Raw genomic sequence first — 19,347 nt, 5'->3', positions numbered from 1 at the left:
TAACCTTGGTTTATATCTGTTCAATCCCACGTGAAATTTAAACCCGTTGTCTTGGGTTCAGTACTGGTAACACATGACGACAAGACCAAAATTTTGGATGACAGACTCATGAAGACAAATGCACAGGCAGTGGTAATCGGCGGTGGTGTGATTGGGTGCTCGATCCTGTATCACCTGACCAAATCCGGGTGGTCAGACGTGGTGCTGTTGGAACGGGATGAACTGACATCCGGCTCGACCTGGCACGCGGCGGCGAACATCCACGGACTGCATGACAGCACCAATATCAGCCGCATCCAACACTATACGATGACGCTGTACAAAGAGCTTGAGGCTGAAACCGGCCAAAGCTGCGGCGTGTTCCAGCCCGGCTCGTTATATCTGGCCCAAACCGAAGAGCGCGAGCACCAGCTTAGGCTGCAGGCCGCCAAGGCCAAGCTGTACGGGATGAATTTCTATGAGATCAGCATCGAAGAGGCGCAGCGTCTGAACCCGCTGGTCAATTACGATGGCATCCGATGTGTCATGTACGAACCTGATGGCGGTAATGTTGATCCCTCGGGGGTCACCAACGCCTACGCTGTCGGCGCGCGCCAGCGTGGGGCCGAAATCCACCGCTTTACGCCGGTCACTGCAACAGATCAGCAAGAAGACGGCACCTGGATCGTACGCACCCCTAAGGGGGACATCCAAACGCCGTGGGTTGTGAATGCCGCCGGTCTGTGGGGCCGCGAAGTTGCCATGTTGGCCGGGATCGAGCTACCCCTGCAACCGACCGAGCATCAGTATTTTGTCACCGAAACCATGGCTGACGTCGCGGCGCATGATACTCGCCTGCCCTCGGTCAGTGACCGCGATGGCGAGTACTATTTGCGGCAGGAAGGTCAGGGCCTTTTGGTGGGGGCTTATGAAAAGGATATGAAATTCTGGGCCGAGGACGGCACACCCCTGGACTTTGCACATGATCTGTTCCCCGACGATCTGGAGCGGATCGAAGAGAATATGATGAACGCCATCGAACGCGTACCTGCCGTGGGCGACGCCGGGATCAAACGGGTCATCAACGGACCGATGATCTGGTCACCGGATGCCAACGTTCTGATGGGACCAGTGCCCGAGGTCGACGGCTATTTCTGCTGCAACGGCATCATCCCGGGATTCTCGCAATCGGGTGGCATGGGCCTGATGGCGGCGCAGTGGATCATCGAAGGCGAAACCCAATACGACATGTTCGCCTGGGACGTGGCGCGGTTCGACACATGGGCTACGAAAGATTTCACCAAGGCCCGCGTGCAGGACCAGTACGCACACCGCTTTGCCATCCACTTCCCAAATGAAGAACGCAGCGCAGGACGCCCTGCCCGGACCCGCCCGATTTATGACAGGCAAAAGGACATGGGTGCCGTCTTTGGCCTGAATGTCGGATGGGAACACCCGCTGTGGTTCGCAGAGGCGCCCGGCGCCACGGACACCAACGGATTCACCCGCCAGAACTGGTGGGAACCGGTGGGCGCGGAATGCCGGATGCTGCGCGATCGGGCCGGGATCATCGACATCTCAAACTTTGCCAAATATGTTTGCAAAGGTCCGGGAGCCGAGGGTTGGCTTAATGCCGTATTCGCAAATTCCATGCCGAGATCGGTTGGTCGATCCTGCCTGACCCCGCTGATCTCAAAACGGGGAGGTATTGCCGGCGATTTCACCGTGACCCGCGTGGCCGACGACGAATTCTGGATCATCGGCTCGGGCATGGCCGAGCGCTATCACAAACGGTTCTTCAAACAGGTTCCTCTGCCCGATGGCACCCGTTTCGAAAGCCGCACCGAAGAGACTTGCGGCTTTAACGTGGCTGGACCGAAATCGCGGGAAATCCTGCAACGGCTTACGAATACCTCGCTCAGCCCCGAGGATTTCCCCTTCATGCGCTCGCAACAGATCGAAATCGCCGGAATTGCGGTCCTGGCGCTGCGTGTCTCCTTCACCGGCGATCTGGGCTGGGAGGCGCATTGCGCCGCGAAAGATCAACTCCGCCTGTATGAGGCGCTGATCGAGACCGGAAAAGAGTTCGGCGCAGGCCCAGTTGGCAGCCGCGCACTGATGTCGCTGAGGATCGAAAAGGGCTATGGGTCTTGGGGGCGCGAATACAGCCCCGAATACTGGCCACACGAGGTCGGTTTGGACCGGTTGTGCAAATTCGACAAATCGTTCCTAAACAAAGATGCCGCCAATTCTGCCATGACCTCTCCGGCCAGAGAGCAGCTTGTCCTGCTGCATCTGGACGAAGCCGACACCGCAGCTTCGAACGCTGACGCGACCGGAGGCGAACCCATTTTCATGGACGGGCGCGGAATCGGTCGGGTGACATCGGGCGCTTATGGCTATTCCGTGGGTATGTCGCTGGCCTTGGGCTATGTTTCGGGTGCCGAGGCCGGCGATAGGGTCGAGGTCATGGTATTAGGGCGCCCGCATAGGGCAACGATCCTGAAAGAACCGCCCTTTGATCCAACTGGAACGATCTTGCGCGGCTAACCCAGTCCGCATTAGATCCTTTAAGCGAGCTGTGGACATTGCCTTCGGGTTGTGGCGCTATCCGGTCAGTAATCTGATCTGCTCCATCCAGAGGATAGGCTGATGACAATCTTCCTGACTATTGCGCTGTTCATTGCGCTGTTTCTTGTTGCGATGAATCTTTGGACACGCAAGCTGACCCGTGACGGCCGGATGCGTGTCCCACAACCGGGGGTTATCATTCCCGTGCGCGGCGGCAATATCCACTATGTGGAAAAGGGCGACCCTTCCAATCAGACGGTTGTGCTCATTCATGGGCTGGCCGGGCAGTTGCAACATTTCACCTACGCCTTGATGGATAAACTGGCCGAGGATTTTCACGTCATTGCCGTGGATCGCCCCGGTTGCGGATACTCAACTCGTGAGACGGCAGAGCTTGGGCGGTTGCCCGAACAGGGCCGCATGATACATGAATTTCTAGAGGCAAAGGGGGTCAGCAACCCAATTCTGGTCGGCCATTCGCTGGGTGGCGCGGTTTCTCTGGCGATGGCGCTGGATTACCCAGACAAGATCAAAGCGCTGGCCCTGCTAGCTCCGCTTACTCAGGCGATGCCCGGGCCGCCCGCCGTGTTCAAACCGCTTGAAATCCGGACAGAATGGCTGCGCAGTCTGATCGGCAACACGATTGCCGTCCCGCTGGCCGCAAAAACCGCACCGCACACCCTTAGCGCGGCTTTTGCGCCAGAACCCGCGCCCCAAGACTTTCTGGACCGCGCCGGCGGCGCTCTGGGGATGCGTCCATCCGCGTTTATCAGCGCCTCACAGGATGTGATCGGGATTGAACAGAGCATGCCGGCGCAGGTCGCCCGTTATGGCGACCTGAAAGTGCCTGGCTCCATATTGTTTGGAGCACAGGATGCGCTCTTGTCAGCCACGCAACACGGTGAATCAATGCAGGCGTTTGGTCTGAGTTTTGAACAGATCGAAGGGCTGGGCCATATGATCCCCCTGACAGTCCCGGACATCTGCAACAACTTCATTCGCGGCGTGGTACAAAATACAGAACCCAGGGCGACGGTTGTGCCGAATTCGGATTAGTCCCAGCTAAAATATTCCCAACAAAGGCGCCATTTCCCTCTTGACCCTCCCCAACCCCTCCCTTAAATCGCCATTCACTCATGGCGGAGTAGCTCAGTTGGTTAGAGCAGCGGAATCATAATCCGCGTGTCGGGGGTTCAAGTCCCTCCTCCGCTACCAAATCCCCATAACATATCAGTTAGAAACGTGAACTCAGCGTTGCTCTCACGTACCGCAAACATGGTTTGGGTGGCATTTTGGGTAACAGCAGACGAATTTTGTGTTCAAAAAGAACTGGGAATCGTCACGAAAAAGCGGGAAACGCCACACGCCGCAACCAGTCCCATTTCGCTCCAAGAGTTGAGATGCAGGCTCTCAGGGGCACCGGTGTAATCGCTAACTTACCCGCCGGTACCGAAGAAGTTGAGTAGACTTCTTAGTGATCAAGACGAAAGCAGCTTTGCACACACAGCCTTTCTTTCTCCATTTACAAATAATAACATTCATTTTATTGATTGTGTATGGATGGAAATGCATTTTCTCGCCGCACTTTCTTGTACAGCGCCGCTTGCCTTGGGATGCTTGGCACTCAATCCAGGATCGTGAGGGCCGAGTTGCAACTCGGCTCTTCAGCTCGGATTTCAACCGTATCAGACGGGTACCTGTCATTGCCACCGGAAATGGTCTTTGGGTACATGCCGAAAGAAGAACTCGAGCAGCTTCTGAATCGCAATCGAGTGGACGCGACCAAGTACGAGCCAGAGTGCAACGTGGCGCTCTATCGTGATGGTAAAAACACGGTGCTATTCGATGTCGGAGCTGGGCCGGATTTCATGCCCACGTCTGGCAAACTTATGGAAACTGTTGAAACAATCGGCCTGTCGCCCGAAGACGTTTCGCACGTGATTTTCACCCATGCGCACCCGGATCACATCTGGGGCATTTTGGATGACTTCGACGACCTGCTTTTCCCCAACGCGACGCATCACTTTGGCCGTAAAGAGTGGGATTATTGGTGGAACCCTTCAACGGTAGATTCGATAGGAGAAGATCGCGCTGCGTTCGCTGTAGGCGCGAAGCGCCGGATGGCAGAAATTGAGGATCAGGTGGCGTTCTTTGACGACGGACAAGAGATCCTTCCAGGCATTGCCGCCCGTGCAAGCTTTGGGCACACACCCGGCCACATGGCGTTTGAAATCCGCAGCGGCAGTGAATCCGTGATGATTGTCGGCGACGCGTTGGGAAATCCACACGTGGCTTTTGAACGGCCTGATTGGCACAGTGGTACGGATCAGGATCCACAGACAGCTGCAGCAACTCGTAGTTTGCTGCTAGATCAGATTTCTCGCGAGCAAATGAAGATAATTGGCTTCCACCTGCCGAATGGTGGAATCGGCCGGGTCGAAAAAACTGGCTCTGCGTATAAGTTCATTGGAGAACCAACATGATACGAACGCTTGCGATTGCCTTGGCCTTGGCCGCACCAGCTTGGGCAAGCGAGGAAATTGCAGACCAATATCCGCAAAGCGTGCTGTATTCCAAACCGGTCGAGTATTTCCCTGGCGTCTATTCCGCCATTGGCGCAACCGCCCCACCGACCTATGAAAACTCTGGTCACAACAACAATCTCAGTTTCATTGTAACCGGTGAAGGTGTGGTCGTCATAAACGGCGGTGCAGCCTATGTCCTTGCCGAAGCGCTTCACAAGGAAATTCAGGCCATCACGGATCAGCCGGTCAGACTTGTCTTCAACGAGAATGGCCAGGGGCACGCGATGCTTGGCAACGCTTACTGGTCAGAACTCGGCATTCCGATCATCGCACATTCAGAAGCAGCGGCTGAATTCGAGGAATATGGCCTGCAAATTCTGCAAGGAATGCAGCGATACAATCAGGACAAGGCAGACGGAACATTCCTGGCCGGCCCAACCGAGACATTCGATGATGAATACGTGGTTGAGATGGGTGAATTCCGGATTGAGGCAAAGTACCTCGGCCCCGCCCATAGTCCCGGCGATATCTCGATCTGGTTGCCGAACCAAAGCCTTGTCATTGCGGGAGACATGGCGTTTCACGAACGCATGCTGCCAATCTTTCAAGACACCTATACAGCGGATTGGCTTGAAACTTGGGACACCGAATTCGAGGCTTTAGATGCTACTTATGTGATACCGGGACACGGCCATCCTACGAACATGGATCAGGTGCGCCGCTATACACGCGACTACCTGATATATCTGCGCGGCAAGATTCAAGAGCATATGGATGCAGGAGGTGATCTGGCTGAGGCTTACTACGTCGATCAGTCACCTTACGCCAACCTGGACACGTTTGAAGAACTGGCCACGAAAAATGCAGGGCGCGTTTTCGAACAGATGGAATTCGAGTAGCTCAGGAATGTTGCGGAACAGGGATTAGCATCAATAATCTATGCGTGCTGATCGCCCCGACCCACATGAAAAATACGGCAACCCATGCGGTCAATGACAGGGCGGACCCTCCTGAAAGCCCGGCACCCACCGCGCAACCTCCCGCCAGCATGGCCCCAAACCCCATGAGAACAGCCCCTACGAGGTAGCGTTCCATCGGAGTATCCGAGCCAAATCGTTCGATCCTCCACTCCCCTGCAGTCAAGGCTGAGCCTGCCGCGCCAATTACTACGCCTGGGACAAGGCCGATACCGAAGGACAACACAACGTTTCGACTTGCAACCAACGCCATTAGTGTGTCCGTGGCCGGTCCGGTAAACGTGACTGAAGACACAGGCACGACTTCAAAAGATGCTTGCGCGATGGCAAATGTTATCAACCAGCCGAGCGCTACAGCCAGGCCAACTCCTGCGGCCGCTATGATCCTTATAGGCGCGACTTTCCGGTGGGACGCAAAGACAATGGCCGACACCAATCCCAACGCTGCAACGGCTGTATAAACCGTTGGCGAGAACCCAAGTATTTCTGAAAGATCACGCGGCGCGCCTCCTGGGACAGCCCAGATACCAGACAGCAACTCGCGGGCGGGACTAAGAACACCTGTGTAGGCGGCTTGAGCCACTAAGGTCAAAACCAACCCCGTAACCAGGGCGCGCAGATTACCGCAGGAGGCTAATACCAAAAGGCGAGATGCACATCCACGCGCCAGAACCATGCCTGCGCCGAACATCGCTCCACCAATTACCGCGCCGCTCAGGCTACCTGTCGACGCGATTGCACGTGTCTCGGAAAGGTCTAGCCAGTCAAACGCGATAAGCGCCTGTACCAAGGCGAGCGCAGTGGTGAAGGCGATCAGCCAAACCGCCAAGCGGGGACCTAGCTCGCCTTCAGCGACTTCGACTGCCGACGCTCTTAAACAAAAGTGAGACTTCTGAGCCGTCACGCCAAACAAGATACCGACGAGCACTCCGGCAAATGCCAAGGCGCCAGAGTCTCCCAACAGATCGATGAGTCTCTCCATCAACAGAAACTCTCACTTCGTAGCGTGTGCATCCTTGTCTTCGATCAAGTTGTCATTGCGCGACCATTGGCCTGCGCGCCAACTGGCATTGCGTCCACAACTCACCCAATGCAGATACCAGTCGATCCACGTCTTCAGTAGAATGCACCGGCGACGGTGTAATCCGTAGACGCTCCGTTCCCTTGGGAACGGTTGGATAGTTGATCGGCTGGATGTAAATTCCATAGTCACGCATCAGTACATCAGAGATGAAGCGACACTTAACCGGATCGCCGACCATGACCGGAATGATGTGACTTGGGTTCGGAGTATGGGGAATACTCAGTTCGTCCAGCCTGTCTCGAACTTCGCGCACTCGCTGCTGGTGCAGATATCGTTCCGCATTGCTTTGCTTCAGGTGCCGAACCGAGGCTGCCGCACCTGCGGCTACGGCCGGAGGCAATGCAGTGGTAAAGATAAACCCGCTGGCAAAGGACCGGACGAAGTCCACAAGCTCTTTCGACGCCGCGATGTATCCACCGACGACACCGAAGGCTTTGCCTAATGTCCCCTCGATAACGGTTAGGCGATCCATCAGGCCTTCACGTTCGGCGATGCCACCGCCGCGCGGTCCATAAAGCCCTACGGCGTGAACCTCATCCAAATAGGTCATCGCGTCATAGCGATCCGCCAGATCACAGATCTCGGCAACTGGCGCTATATCACCATCCATGGAATAGACGCTTTCGAACGCAATGAGCTTTGGTGCGTTGGCTGGTATGTCAGCAAGCTGCCTTTCAAGGTCTGCAATATCATTGTGCTTCCAGATCCGCTTTTGACAACGGCTGTGGCGAATTCCCTCAATCATCGAGGCATGGTTCAACTCGTCTGACAGTACGGTGATACCAGGAATGCGGGAGGCCAAAGTTCCCAAAGCCGCCCAGTTTGAAACGTAGCCGGACGTAAATAGCAATGCCGCCTCTTTGCAGTGCAAGTCGGCAAGTTCCTGTTCCAGCAAAACGTGCTCATGAGTGGTTCCAGAGATATTCCGCGTACCTCCCGCCCCGGCACCACACTCATCAATTGCTTGGTGCATTGCTGCAAGAATGCAGGGGTGTTGACCCATGCCAAGATAATCATTTGAGCACCAGACAGTGACTTTTTCGGGACCGTCTTCTGCGTAAATGCGCGCGGTTGGGAATGCACCGCACTGCCTTCCGAGATCCGCAAAGACCCTATAGTTCCCTTCCTCTTGAAGCTGGTCCAGCTGATCACGAAAAAACTGCTGATAGTTCATTTCAATTTCCTACGGCCTCTTCGACGATCTCGGATAACAGGGTCTGAACCTTTTGCATTGGCCCGTCAGGGTAGCCTCGATATCCCACCATCACGCCACTGTTGTCCTCGGCTACAAAAATCCCGTAGGGGCAGAATCCGATATTCATAGGGTCGGCTTCCATCACCTCGCGCGAGATTTTTGCCGAGCAGAAAATGAAGATGTCTGCGGCCGCAAATATCTGCTTGTCACTGCCGACATCAGCGCCCGTGCGATTCAACATGTCGCCTACGTGGCTTACATGGTCGATGACCAGTCCCTGTCCGACAATCGCGGACTCGACGGCGAAGGTTGCATCATCAAAACTGCCGTCAAATGGGGCGGTGATGATCTCTTCCGCAAACGCATGGCTCACCAGAACATTGGAAAACGCGGCTACAGCGATAAAGTGTTTCATGATTTTAATCCTCCTCTTGAACCGCATCTTCTCAGATTGCTCATCAAGGTCTTTGACACCAGTCAAAACCCCTGAATACCTTAACCGAACATGTCTGAAGTGATACCAGCGTACCAACCCAGCGACTCTTCATAAGTTGCTTTTCTCAAGTCCGCATCTTCGCCGGTCTGGCTGATAAAGCCGTCCACTTTGGCAATCTTTTCGGGAGTCGCTTCATAAGTTGCGCCAACCTTGACGCCATCATCGGTGTCGATGAGCGACCAGCACGTGTTGGAGAACTTGGCCGGAAACACTTTGGACCCGGTCAACGCACCTCGCACGGCATTCGCACAGACTTTCGCCTGACTGTTGGCCGAGAAGCCGGATTTGGGCATGTCACCCTGTTGGCTGGCGTCACCAAGAACGTAGATATCCAGGTCGGCTTTGGAGGACATATCCGCGGCGTTCACGGGTGCCCAGTTACCATCGGTCACCCCTGCCATTTCCGCAATGCGTCCGGCTTTCATCGCTGGGATCACGTTGCAGACATCGACCTTGGTTTCTTCGCCGTCGATCGTAACAGTCATTGCATCCGGGTTTACGGCGACATTGCCGCCGCCGAAATCTTCGCCGATCCAGTCAACCATTCCTTCGTAGTGGTTGGCCCAACCCTCTTGGAACAATGACATCTTGGAAAACTTCGGTTTCGGGTCGGCAACGATGATCTTTGCTGTCGGGTTGTTCGCCTTCAGAACATGCGCAACCATTGAAACCCGCTCATACGGTCCGGGTGGGCAACGGTACGGATTCGGTGGCGCGACCATTGCAAATGTACCGCCTTCAGGCATTGCCATGATCTGCGCCTTGAGAAGCTCGGTCTGAGATCCAGCCTTGTACGCATGCGGCATTTTATTTTGCGCCGAGACGTCCCAGCCCTCGACCGCACCATCAACAAAGTCGATACCCGGGCTCAGGATCAGCTTGTCATATGGAACGGACCCGCCACCTGCCAAGGACACCGTCTTGGCATCACGATCCACCCCCGTGGCCCAATCATGCACCACGTTGATGCCGTAGTTCGCGGCAAGCGTGCCATAGCTGTGGGCAATGTCCGAAAGCTCCTGAAACCCTCCCAGATACAGGTTTGAGAAGAAACAGGTGTAATAGGTCCGCGACGGCTCGATCAACGTTACGTCGATCTCACCCCTACTGTCTTTTGCGATGTAGCGTGCAGCAGTTGCACCGCCCGCACCGCCGCCGACAATTACCACGCGTGGTTTGCCTTGCGCCAACACCATCGGTGCCGATAACCCGGCTGCTACCACCCCGGCGGCTCCAAGAAATACTCGTCTATTTAGCGTCATCGCGATTCCTCCTCTTGGACACAGTCACTATGGATTATTGAAGTAGGCAGCCAATGCCGCGATCTCGTCATTGCTCAGCCGTCCGGCAATCATTCGCATGACCGGATGTGGCCGCTGTTTGTCTTTATATGCGTGCATGGCGACCACGAAGTCTTCGTCAGGCCAGTACACGATCGAGGGAATGCCCTCATCGCCTCCGTCGATCTGATGGCACGTTGTACATTCGCTGCTGAGATATGCGCCGTACTCCGGATCTCCTTGAATCGCCAAGATCGCGGGGTCGATAGAATGATCCGTGCCCTTCGCCGTCGGGTCCGCTTCTGGGATGTCCTGAGGATTGTCGGAAAAATCCCGCAAATAGGCGATCACGTTGGCGCGGTCTTCCGGGTCTTTCAGGCCACCAAAACTCATCCTGGTGCCTGACGCGAATGCACGTGGGTTTTCGATGTACGCAGATAGTGTGTCAGCGTGCCACTCCAGACCCGAGCTACCCGCGCGCGCAAGGCTTTTGGAATAGCTAAAGCCATCCAGACCAGCTGCCCTGCGCCCAAAAATCCCATTCAGATGCGGACCGATTTTGTTTTCGGCCCCTTTTCCAACCTGATGACAGCCTTTGCATTTGGCAAACACGGCTTTCCCTGCCTCAGCATCGCCAAGGTCTTCTGCAGCGTATGTCGATGAAGCAGTAGCCCCAAAGAACGCGGCACAGACAAGCGCGTTCGACCAACGCATCGTCAACTTCCAAACGTCTTTAGATAGATGATCAAAGCTTCGATATCGTCCTGTTTTCTGAGACCTGCAAAAGACATCCTTGTGCCTTTCATGTATTCCTTGGGCTTCGCAAGAAAGGCAGCCATTTCTTCATCGGTCCAGACTAGTCCTGCCTCCGCAGACGCCTGCATCGCTTTGGAGTATTTGAAGCCCTCGACCGATCCAGCATTAGCTCCGATTACCCCGTTCAGAGCAGGCCCAGTGCTGTGCTTTGCACCTTCACCAATTTGATGGCAGGATTTACACTTCTTAAAGACTTTCTCTCCGGCAGCAGCCAGTTCTGTAACCTCGTCTGTCACTTCGGTTTCTTGAGCGGCCGGTATGGCTGCGGCCTCTTCATCAGGCTTTGGCGCTGCAGTTGGAATGAACGAGGGGCCTTCTGCCGAAAACGTCGGCAACTCATCCGGGCTGGCATTATTCATGACCGAGTTCGAACCACCCTCCGCGGGCGTTTCAACCAGAAAAACAGAACGCATCGTGACGGCGGTCTCTGCCTTGCAGTTCTCCATGCAAGGCTCTTTGCGCCATTCAGTGTATTCGGTCTCGGGTCGTACATCTACAACGAAACCGTCCATATTGTACATTTTGAACTCGGCGAAGTTTTCGTTGTTCAGCTCGAAATCGTCATCCACCAAATCATTGGAGTAGAGGATGTATGCGACAATTGCGTAGGTCTCATCCGCCGTCAGCGTGCCCGCTTCACCAAAGGGCATTGAGCGGGAAATGTAATCCCAGGCAGTCGACAAATGTGGCCAATATGACCCAACGGTTTTTACAGGATCTTCGTCTGCAAGCGTGTCAAACCCACCGGCCAGAACAGGCCAGTTATCAGCACCTTCGGCAAATTCACCGTGGCACGACGCACAGCGGGCGACAAACACCTCTTCTCCGGTCCAGACGTCGCCTGAACCTACGGGTAGGCCACGCCCATCAGGCAAGACGTCAACGTCCCAGGCCGCAATCTCTTCCTTCAGTGCCGACCGCCCAAGCCCAAGGCTGCCCTCGCGGAAGGGCGCGGTTGTGGTCAAGTTCGCACCATTGGCGACCCGTTCTGCCGCCGCAGCCTGGATTTCTTCGACTTTGATCTCCAGTTCGGCTGCTCGTTTGGATTCTGCTTCCGCATTCTCCTGGGCAACTGCTGCATGCGCCTCAACCTGCCCTATCCGGGTCTCCAATATCTCAATCTTCGAGTGGCCGTAGTTCCGGTTCGCGAAAGACACAGCTACCGCAAGCACCAACGCCGTACCGCCAAATACGGGCAGGAAAACATGACTAAGAGACTTCAACATTCTCGGCGATCCCTTCTGCGCTCACGTACCAAGTCTGGATACAGTTGTTGTGGTAGACCGAGTTTTCTCCGCGCTTTTCACGCAACTGGTCTTTGGTTGGTTGCACATAACCGGTCTCGTCTATTGCCCGGGCCTGCAAGAGCATTGGCGCCCCGTCCCAGTTCGTATCGAGATAGAAACGTGTAAGAGCCTTGGTGTCGCCCTGCTTACCAAGACGCGCTGTCTCCCATGTGATCCCACCGTCCTTTGACACATCGACCCGTGTAATTTGTCCGTGGCCTGACCAGGCAAGCCCGGAAATGACCAGCGGACCCGGTCCGTGTTTGATCGGCATTTGCGGGCTGGGTGAGGTGATGACAGACTTAGCATCCATCACCCAAGTCCATTTCTGGGCCGTGCCATCGACGTAAACATCGGTGTATTTTGATGTTTCTTCGCGGCTTTCGACCGCCATATCGACAACCTCGATCCGGCGCAGCCACTTGACCCACATGTTGCCTTCCCAACCCGGCACCACGAGACGCACAGGGTACCCATGCTCCATCCGCAGCGCTTCGCCATTCGCCTTGAATGCAACCAACACGTCATCCAGCGCTTTTTCCATCGGGATAGAGCGGCCATTGGACGACGCATCTGCGCCCTCAACATAGACCCATTTGTCAGGTGAGATGTCGGCACCTGCTTCCTGCAACAGCGTGCGCAGCGGAACACCGGTGTATTCCATGTTGTGAATCATGCCATGAGTAAATTGGACGCCGTTGAGTTGCGCACCAGCCCACTCCATACCCGTGTTCGCCGCACATTCGCAGAAATACACGTGGTTTTCGCGCGGGAACCGCTCAATGTCTTCGTACGTAAAGACAAGCGGGCGATCAACCAGCCCGTTGATCATCAGGCGGTAGTCCTCCTTGCGCAGCTCGATCGCGCCTGAATGGTGACGCTCAAAGGCGCATCCCTGCGGAGTGATCGTACCATCGAGCGCGTGGATCGGCGTGAAGTTGATCGACGAAATCGGAGAGGCGGTCAACCATTCCACATTGCGGCGCACGACATGGGATTCAAAGCTGATCGGCATGCCATAAGGCGTCTCATCAACACCTGCCCCCGTATAAGATGCCCAATCCTGAAGCTCTGTTATCAGTGGGTCGGGTGTTTCTGCCGCTGCCGCACCTGCAACGGATCCTGCGGCGACCGCGGCACTGCCTTTCAGGAAGGCCCGGCGGGACGGTTTGAACGCGTCATCCATATCTCTTAGGTCTCCATCGGTTTCTTAAGCGCCGATTACTTCGACACTGGTGTTCTCTTGCACCGTTACGGTGCCAAGGTTGCGAACATGGTTTTCGACGACATCCCAAATCGGCGGGCCCTCGGTGCCTTCGTTGACGCTGGCCCAACCGGCCACGACATAGGACTTGGCCGGGTCGATCGCCTCACCGGTTTTCAACAGCGTCATGTCGCTGATCCTCTGCCCCTGCGGCTTGGTTACGTCGATCCGATAACCCAGCCCGCCAACGCGGACCATGTCGCCACCCTGCTGGTAATAGGGGTCGGGATTGAACAGATTGTCGCCGACATCTTCCAGGATGACATGGATGAACTCCCCGGTCATTTCTGTGCGATAGGCGTTCGGATAGGACATCGAGGTGACGTTCCAAATATCCTCTCGCGTTATTTCTTGCCCCGGCAGGATTGACGGCCCCCAACGGACGCCGGGCGACATTGCGATATCTGCCTCACGCTCATTGATCAGAGCATCGCAGATCAGGTCATCCCAAGTGCCGTTGAAGTTGCCGCGGCGGTACAGCAACGAGTCCGTTTTGCCGATCACCTCACTCAGCGCCGCCTCATAAGGCGCGCGCTGATCATTTATCAGAGCAGTGATCGCAGGATCTGGTGCAATAACATCAGAGAAAATCGGGATAAGCTTGTGCTTTAGCCCCATCATCTGCCCATCGCGCACGTCGAGATCCACACGGCTGACGAATTTGCCGTTCGATCCAGAGGCGATGATATGCGTTTTACCCACCAGAACCGGCTCGGGCAGCGCGTCATGGGTGTGGCCACTGAGGATAACGTCTATCCCCTGAACACGACCCGCCATCTTCTTATCCACATCAAAGCCGTTATGGCTTAGGACAACAACGACATCGGCGCCGGCATCGCGAACTTCGTCCACCATTGCCTGCATGTTCTCATCCCGGATCCCAAACGAGTATTCGGGGAACATCCATCCCGGATTTGCAATCGGCATGTAAGGGAAGGCCTGTCCGATCACCGCAATCTTGGAACCGCCCCGATCAAAGAACTTGTAGGGTTTGAACATCTCTGCGGGTTCATCCCATTCCGCATCAAAAATGTTCTGCCCCAAGGCGGCAAAAGGCAAACCTTCGACAATCTCATTGACCCGGTCACTGCCCAACGTGAACTCCCAATGGAAAGTCATCGCATCGGGTTTCAACGCATTCATGACGTTAACCATGTCCTGACCGGCCGTCTGATAGCAGGTGTAAGAACCGTGCCAAGTATCACCCCCGTCAAGAAGCAACGCATCAGGACGGTCCGCTCGAATGGCGTTGATGACAGTTGAGACCCGATCCAAGCCACCCACCCGACCGTAGGTCTTGGCCAGTGACTCAAAATCAGTGTAGGTCAGCGCATAGGCCGACGGGCTTCCATCTTCTATCCCGTATGCCTTGCGGAACGCGGCGCCAGTAACATGCGGCATCTGTCCTCTTGCATCGCCAATACCAAGATTGACTTCGGGTTCACGGAAATAAATTGGTTTGAGTTGCGCGTGAATGTCGGTGACATGAATCAGGCTGATATTGCCAAAGTTCTCGAACTCTAGCAGTTGATCCTGCGTTAGACTTTGCTGCGCAGCAAGTCTGGCCCAGTTGCCAAACCCGGACGCTCCGAACAGAGCCGAGGCCGCCATTGAAACCTGCAAGAAGTCACGTCGAGAAATCATCTATCAACTTTCCTATTACACATATAAATGTGTGAATGTTATATAAGTGAAAAACCCGCTCCGGGCATTGCCCAAGCGGGTCATTCGTTATTGACGTACAGCTGGGGTTTCGACTGAAAGCCCGTTGCCACGCGAAGCGACATAGAGCTCCAGTGCCCGGAACTCGTCCGACCCTTCGGCAAAGGTTTCCGCACGCGTATCGCGAATACAACCGCGGAACCGATTGTGGCGCGAGATCAGTTTGGCCTGCTTCAAACGATAGGTAGGGAATCCATTTATCATACCCTGGCTCAGGTGATCCGCTCGGATCATATTGCCCCAGTTTTCTTCATGACAGTTGGCACAGCTCAGTTCCAACTGACCGTAGCGGGTATAATAGATTTCCTTTCCCTGTTCCCAGAATGGCGCGGCATCACCATCAATAGCAACGTTCATGGGCATCCCGCGTGACTGCAGGCCGATCAATGCGACCATACCCTGCATGTCACCACCAGACCATTTCCAGGCATCGGCCTCCATGCGATCGGTACGGCACTTGTTGATCAGATCTTCCATAACCACCAGCTCGCCGCTTTCAGCATCGACCTTGGGCATGGACGCCTGCAATCCTTTAAAGCTTTCCACTCCATCATGGCACGAGGCACAACTTTCACCTGCAGCACCATCAACTGCCTCATAGAGGTCGGCTGCCTGATCGACGAAGATCATTGCCGGATTGTCAAAATCATCAATCTGCAGTGCCTGAGTTTCATCTGTGCGGAAATGCCAACCCGAATAGACCGTGTCCAAATTCTCCAGATGCGCCGAGGCCTCGGTGACCGAGGTCATATTCAGCTCGTCATTGATCACAAGATTATCTTCGTCCGGTCCAGCCATTGCTGCCATTGGGAAAGCCAGAACAGCCGCGATCGCCGTAAGTGCCTTGGTATTCATTAAGTTCCTCCCTTGGTGGGCCAGCGCCAGAAATCACAACCAGCGCTTACCTTCCTTAGTGGTCGAGCCGTCAGGCGATCTCGATCGTTTTCTTCTCGTCGTAAACTGAGCCATCATCATCGTACCAGGTGAAGACAAACTCACCGGCCTCGGGCACGGTTGCTTCGAACTGGAAGTACGGATTTGTCGAAATCGCAGGCTCCATAGTCACATCAATCACCATTTCACCGTTAAACTCGCAGGTGAAACGGTTGATGATCGAACGCGGGATGACGTTGCCTTCTTTATCCTTGCGCTGGCCGCTTTCCATCTTGTGGCTGATCAGTGTCTTGATCGTAACAGCTTCGCCAGCAGCGGCTGTCTTTGGAACCTTGACGCGGGGCTTTACACCGGATGCCATTGGTTAATCTCCTGTTCTTCAGGGCGCGTGGCGATTAACCGCCGCACCCTCCGATTGTCACTTTTACGGTCGCGGACGCTTTGGCAAAACTGCCATCTGCCATCTTCGCCACGGCAATGACATCCTGCGTTCCGGCAAGACGGATGCGGGTTGAAGCGGCTTGTTCAGCAGCCAGCGGGCCGAAATTGAACGTTGCCACGCCCGGTTCGGGGTTGCCTGCGGCCACGATCAGAATTGCAGCTGCGCCCGGAGCACTGACTTCGATTGGTACCGTGTTTCCGTTTTCCGCGATTTCCGGTGCCGTCAGTGTAACACCGCCATCAGCCACATCTGCCCCGCCTGAAAATGCGGAGATCGCATCTTCAGCAGCTGCATTCGCTCGTAGCGGCATAATTGTCAGGAACGCGGCGCCCAGCCCAAGGGCCAGAGTCTCGCGGCGAGAGAGTTCCATTTTCAATCTCCTTTGAATCTTCGAAAAGTCACGCCAGAAGGCGAGATTATTCCTCTTTCAGTGTCGCTAGAAACGCGACCACGTCCTCGATTTCCTGTGCAGTCAGGATCGTCGTTAAAGGCGCCGTTGGCGCTTTGCCCGTATAGGCATCGCCTGGACGGATATATCCGTCATCCTTGTAGAACGCCGGCATTACCGTGCCTTCGAACGTCATTTTCGCGTTTGCGACTAAACCGCGAAGCTCTGCTTCGGTCCAACGATCACCGGCGCCATCCAGCATCGGGCCAACCTCACCATGGAACGGAATGTCCGCCAAAGCTGAGACCGCGTGGCAGGCCACGCAATTACCTTTGGACTTGTCGCCAACGATGAGTGCGCCATTTGCCGCGTCCCCATTAACATCGGTCAGAGAGACCTCGATTGCACCATAGTCGTCATAGGGTACGTCTTTCGGACTTGTCTCTTCGGCAAATGCGGCAACGCCCATCATAGCGGATGCCAGTGTTAAGAGTCTCAGCTTCATGATCCCTCCCATTTGCTACCGCGCCTGTGGCGCTTTGCGACCCAAAGACTTTGTGCACCGTAGTCGACGAACATGGTTTATCGCAACATCAAATTCATCATAATGAATTTTTTTATCTGTAACGCCCAATCTCACTCCTGCGAAATATTGTTTCGCTCCTGAATGCGCCGCGCGTGATACCTTTGGAAATCTTCGCCATTATCAAGTTCATATCGCTTCTGATCGACCCAGGTGAAAAGGTCTAAGGTTGTTCCCTTGGAGAATGCTCCCGGCATTACAGCAACGGCAGCATCGATGGCTGAGGCATCCTCGGGCACCTCTTCCGGCAGAAATACAAGCGTTGGGGTAAACAGAATCCCCCATTTGCGCATCAGCGCTCTCTGCTCATTCTCTTCTCCGTCAAAATCAGTGGCCGTGGTGCTTCCATGCAAATCCAGCTGGACGACAAAAAAGTTCTCTTCGATAAACGCCGCCATGTCGGGCTGTGGGAAAACCTCTTCGTGCATCTTTTTACAGTAGATGCAGCCCCGTTGTTCAATGAACAAAACCAACCGCTTACCTTCACCTGACGCTTCTTCAAGATCCTCGCGAAGATCTTTGAACGTGTCACGCATCCACGGTGTTTTATGCAATCCATCGTCGCCCAGATCAGCAGCAGAGACTGCAGCCCCTATCATGCATGCGATCAAAACTGACAAAGTGCGTTTCATGTCTTCCTCCCGGATTAACCTATGGCCGCAAGCCAGGGCATATAGTCCAGCATCCATTGTGCGATGTGATTGATCGAGTTGGTTGCGATCAGGACCCCGAACAGGATCAACAGCCCCCCCATTGCCATTTCGATCTGCGGCAAGTGCTTCCTGAACCGCACCATCCATTGCATGAAGGGGCGAACCAAAAAGGCCGCCAGAACAAACGGTGCAGTCATTCCAACCCCGTAAACGAACAGAAGCCCCGCGCCCCGCCAAGCCGTTTCGGTTCCGGCCGCTGTAAACAGGATTGCAGCGAGCACCGGCCCAACACAGGGCGTCCAGCCAAAAGCAAATGCCAATCCAAGTACATATGCCCCAGTGAGGCTCACGTTTGATGTCTCGCCAATATCTGCACGTAACTGCCGATACAGGAACCCGATGCGAATTAACCCCAGGAAATGCAGGCCCATCGCTATGATGATGGCTGCAGCAATCCAACGCAGAATATCGAAGTATTCTCGTACCAGCTGACCAAATATCGAAGCCGTGGCCCCGAGAGCCATAAAGATGGTTATAATTCCAGCCGCAAATGCGATTGCAGCAAGCGTTGCCCGGCGGCGAACCTCGCTGGAAATGGCGGATGTCGCTGTAATCTGCTCCATCCCGACACCCGCCAGATAACTGAGGTAAAACGGCACAATTGGCAGGATGCAGGGCGACAGAAAGGACAAAAGTCCGGCGACCAAAGCTCCTGCAAATGTAATGTCGAGCATGGTCAAACCTGTCCTGGCGCGCTATCATTCACACATTCAAAATTATAAAGATATGTCACTGCGGTCAATCGGAGCTTTGGATGCGCCACCTAATCCTACGTTTGCTTGCGATCACGTTGCTTGTTTTTCCCATGGCTTTACGGGCAGAAATGACACTTCTGATGGCAGAAGAAGATGGGTGCATGTGGTGCGCCCGCTGGGACTCCGAAATTTCAGAAATCTACCCTAAGACACCTGAAGGAAATGCCGCACCGCTTCGGCGTGTCGATATCCACGCAGCCATGCCTGACGACATCGCATTGGAACGGCCTCTCTACTACACACCAACCTTTGTTCTGTTGGACAATGGCCGAGAGGTCGGACGAATCGAAGGCTATCCCGGTGAAGACTTTTTCTGGGGTGTGTTGGGCGTTTTACTGCGTGACGCTGGGATACTAATTGAGACCTCTGGATAAACT

19 protein-coding genes and 1 tRNA gene are annotated in these 19,347 nt (G+C 54.9%); 6 read left to right on the top strand and 14 right to left on the bottom strand.

Features of this window, described 5'->3' with window-relative positions; all coding sequences use genetic code 11:
* Positions 1-108 precede the first annotated feature (108 nt).
* The 5 genes from AC2FIZ_RS09495 (at position 109) to AC2FIZ_RS09475 (ending at position 5,974) form a co-directional block, all read left to right on the top strand.
* Complete coding sequence (locus AC2FIZ_RS09495; protein WP_496790941.1) at positions 109-2,529, top strand: GcvT family protein; 2,421 nt, start codon at positions 109-111, stop codon at positions 2,527-2,529.
* 102 nt (positions 2,530-2,631) lie between these two features.
* Positions 2,632-3,606 (top strand): alpha/beta fold hydrolase, encoded by a 975-nt coding sequence (locus AC2FIZ_RS09490; protein WP_142635870.1) that lies wholly within the window; start codon positions 2,632-2,634, stop codon positions 3,604-3,606.
* An 82-nt stretch (positions 3,607-3,688) separates the two neighbouring features.
* Positions 3,689-3,765: transfer RNA gene (locus AC2FIZ_RS09485), tRNA-Met, on the top strand.
* Positions 3,766-4,280: 515 nt separating this feature from the next.
* Positions 4,281-5,033, top strand: a complete 753-nt coding sequence (locus AC2FIZ_RS09480) for an MBL fold metallo-hydrolase (RefSeq protein WP_281995312.1) — start codon at positions 4,281-4,283, stop codon at positions 5,031-5,033.
* On the top strand, positions 5,030-5,974 hold the full coding sequence (locus AC2FIZ_RS09475; protein ID WP_281995313.1) for an MBL fold metallo-hydrolase: 945 nt from the start codon (positions 5,030-5,032) through the stop codon (positions 5,972-5,974). The genes AC2FIZ_RS09480 and AC2FIZ_RS09475 overlap by 4 nt, the downstream gene beginning before the upstream one ends.
* 1 nt (position 5,975) lies before the next feature.
* Here AC2FIZ_RS09475 and AC2FIZ_RS09470 read toward each other — a convergent pair whose 3' ends face one another.
* The 14 genes from AC2FIZ_RS09470 to AC2FIZ_RS09405 all read right to left on the bottom strand — a co-directional run bounded on the left by AC2FIZ_RS09470 (position 5,976) and on the right by AC2FIZ_RS09405 (position 18,889).
* Complete coding sequence (locus AC2FIZ_RS09470) at positions 5,976-7,034, bottom strand: YeeE/YedE family protein (protein ID WP_282021566.1); 1,059 nt, start codon at positions 7,032-7,034, stop codon at positions 5,976-5,978.
* Positions 7,035-7,086: 52 nt separating this feature from the next.
* Positions 7,087-8,310, bottom strand: coding sequence for a 5-aminolevulinate synthase (gene hemA / locus AC2FIZ_RS09465; protein WP_282027789.1), 1,224 nt, complete (start codon positions 8,308-8,310; stop codon positions 7,087-7,089).
* Position 8,311: 1 nt separating this feature from the next.
* Positions 8,312-8,746: a DUF302 domain-containing protein gene (locus AC2FIZ_RS09460; RefSeq protein WP_281972434.1), complete on the bottom strand. Its 435-nt coding sequence runs from the start codon at positions 8,744-8,746 to the stop codon at positions 8,312-8,314.
* A gap of 80 nt (positions 8,747-8,826) precedes the next feature.
* A complete protein-coding gene (locus AC2FIZ_RS09455; RefSeq protein WP_281972435.1) occupies positions 8,827-10,089 on the bottom strand; it encodes an NAD(P)/FAD-dependent oxidoreductase in 1,263 nt (420 codons plus the stop codon).
* A gap of 27 nt (positions 10,090-10,116) precedes the next feature.
* Positions 10,117-10,821 (bottom strand): c-type cytochrome, encoded by a 705-nt coding sequence (locus AC2FIZ_RS09450; RefSeq protein ID WP_142635858.1) that lies wholly within the window; start codon positions 10,819-10,821, stop codon positions 10,117-10,119.
* 2 nt (positions 10,822-10,823) lie between these two features.
* A complete protein-coding gene (locus tag AC2FIZ_RS09445; protein WP_281995316.1) occupies positions 10,824-12,149 on the bottom strand; it encodes a c-type cytochrome in 1,326 nt (441 codons plus the stop codon).
* Positions 12,133-13,395, bottom strand: coding sequence for a sulfite dehydrogenase (soxC, locus tag AC2FIZ_RS09440; protein ID WP_496676312.1), 1,263 nt, complete (start codon positions 13,393-13,395; stop codon positions 12,133-12,135). Before soxC ends, AC2FIZ_RS09445 begins: the two co-directional genes overlap by 17 nt.
* A 24-nt stretch (positions 13,396-13,419) precedes the next feature.
* Positions 13,420-15,117, bottom strand: coding sequence for a thiosulfohydrolase SoxB (gene soxB / locus AC2FIZ_RS09435; RefSeq protein WP_496790940.1), 1,698 nt, complete (start codon positions 15,115-15,117; stop codon positions 13,420-13,422).
* A gap of 87 nt (positions 15,118-15,204) precedes the next feature.
* Entirely contained in the window at positions 15,205-16,050 is an 846-nt protein-coding gene (gene soxA / locus AC2FIZ_RS09430; RefSeq protein ID WP_281995318.1) for a sulfur oxidation c-type cytochrome SoxA, read from the bottom strand.
* A 70-nt stretch (positions 16,051-16,120) separates the two neighbouring features.
* Positions 16,121-16,450, bottom strand: coding sequence for a thiosulfate oxidation carrier complex protein SoxZ (soxZ, locus tag AC2FIZ_RS09425; protein ID WP_142635848.1), 330 nt, complete (start codon positions 16,448-16,450; stop codon positions 16,121-16,123).
* Positions 16,451-16,484: 34 nt separating this feature from the next.
* Positions 16,485-16,901 (bottom strand): thiosulfate oxidation carrier protein SoxY, encoded by a 417-nt coding sequence (gene soxY, locus AC2FIZ_RS09420; protein ID WP_142635846.1) that lies wholly within the window; start codon positions 16,899-16,901, stop codon positions 16,485-16,487.
* A gap of 46 nt (positions 16,902-16,947) precedes the next feature.
* Complete coding sequence (gene soxX, locus AC2FIZ_RS09415) at positions 16,948-17,424, bottom strand: sulfur oxidation c-type cytochrome SoxX (RefSeq protein WP_142635844.1); 477 nt, start codon at positions 17,422-17,424, stop codon at positions 16,948-16,950.
* Positions 17,425-17,555: 131 nt separating this feature from the next.
* The gene (locus tag AC2FIZ_RS09410) at positions 17,556-18,134 is read right to left on the bottom strand and encodes a thioredoxin family protein (protein ID WP_271948175.1); all 579 of its coding nucleotides are present in this window, start codon (positions 18,132-18,134) and stop codon (positions 17,556-17,558) included.
* A gap of 14 nt (positions 18,135-18,148) precedes the next feature.
* Positions 18,149-18,889 carry a cytochrome c biogenesis CcdA family protein gene (locus tag AC2FIZ_RS09405; protein ID WP_142635840.1) on the bottom strand — a complete coding sequence of 247 codons (741 nt, stop codon included), beginning with the start codon at positions 18,887-18,889 and terminating at the stop codon, positions 18,149-18,151.
* Positions 18,890-18,969: 80 nt separating this feature from the next.
* Here AC2FIZ_RS09405 and AC2FIZ_RS09400 point away from each other — a divergent pair, with 80 nt between their 5' ends.
* Complete coding sequence (locus AC2FIZ_RS09400; protein ID WP_142635838.1) at positions 18,970-19,344, top strand: hypothetical protein; 375 nt, start codon at positions 18,970-18,972, stop codon at positions 19,342-19,344.
* Positions 19,345-19,347: the final 3 nt, after the last annotated feature.

The sequence above is a fragment of the Ruegeria sp. CDSB022 genome, assembly GCF_059611145.1.
This window is presented reverse-complemented; position numbering and strand designations above follow the sequence as displayed.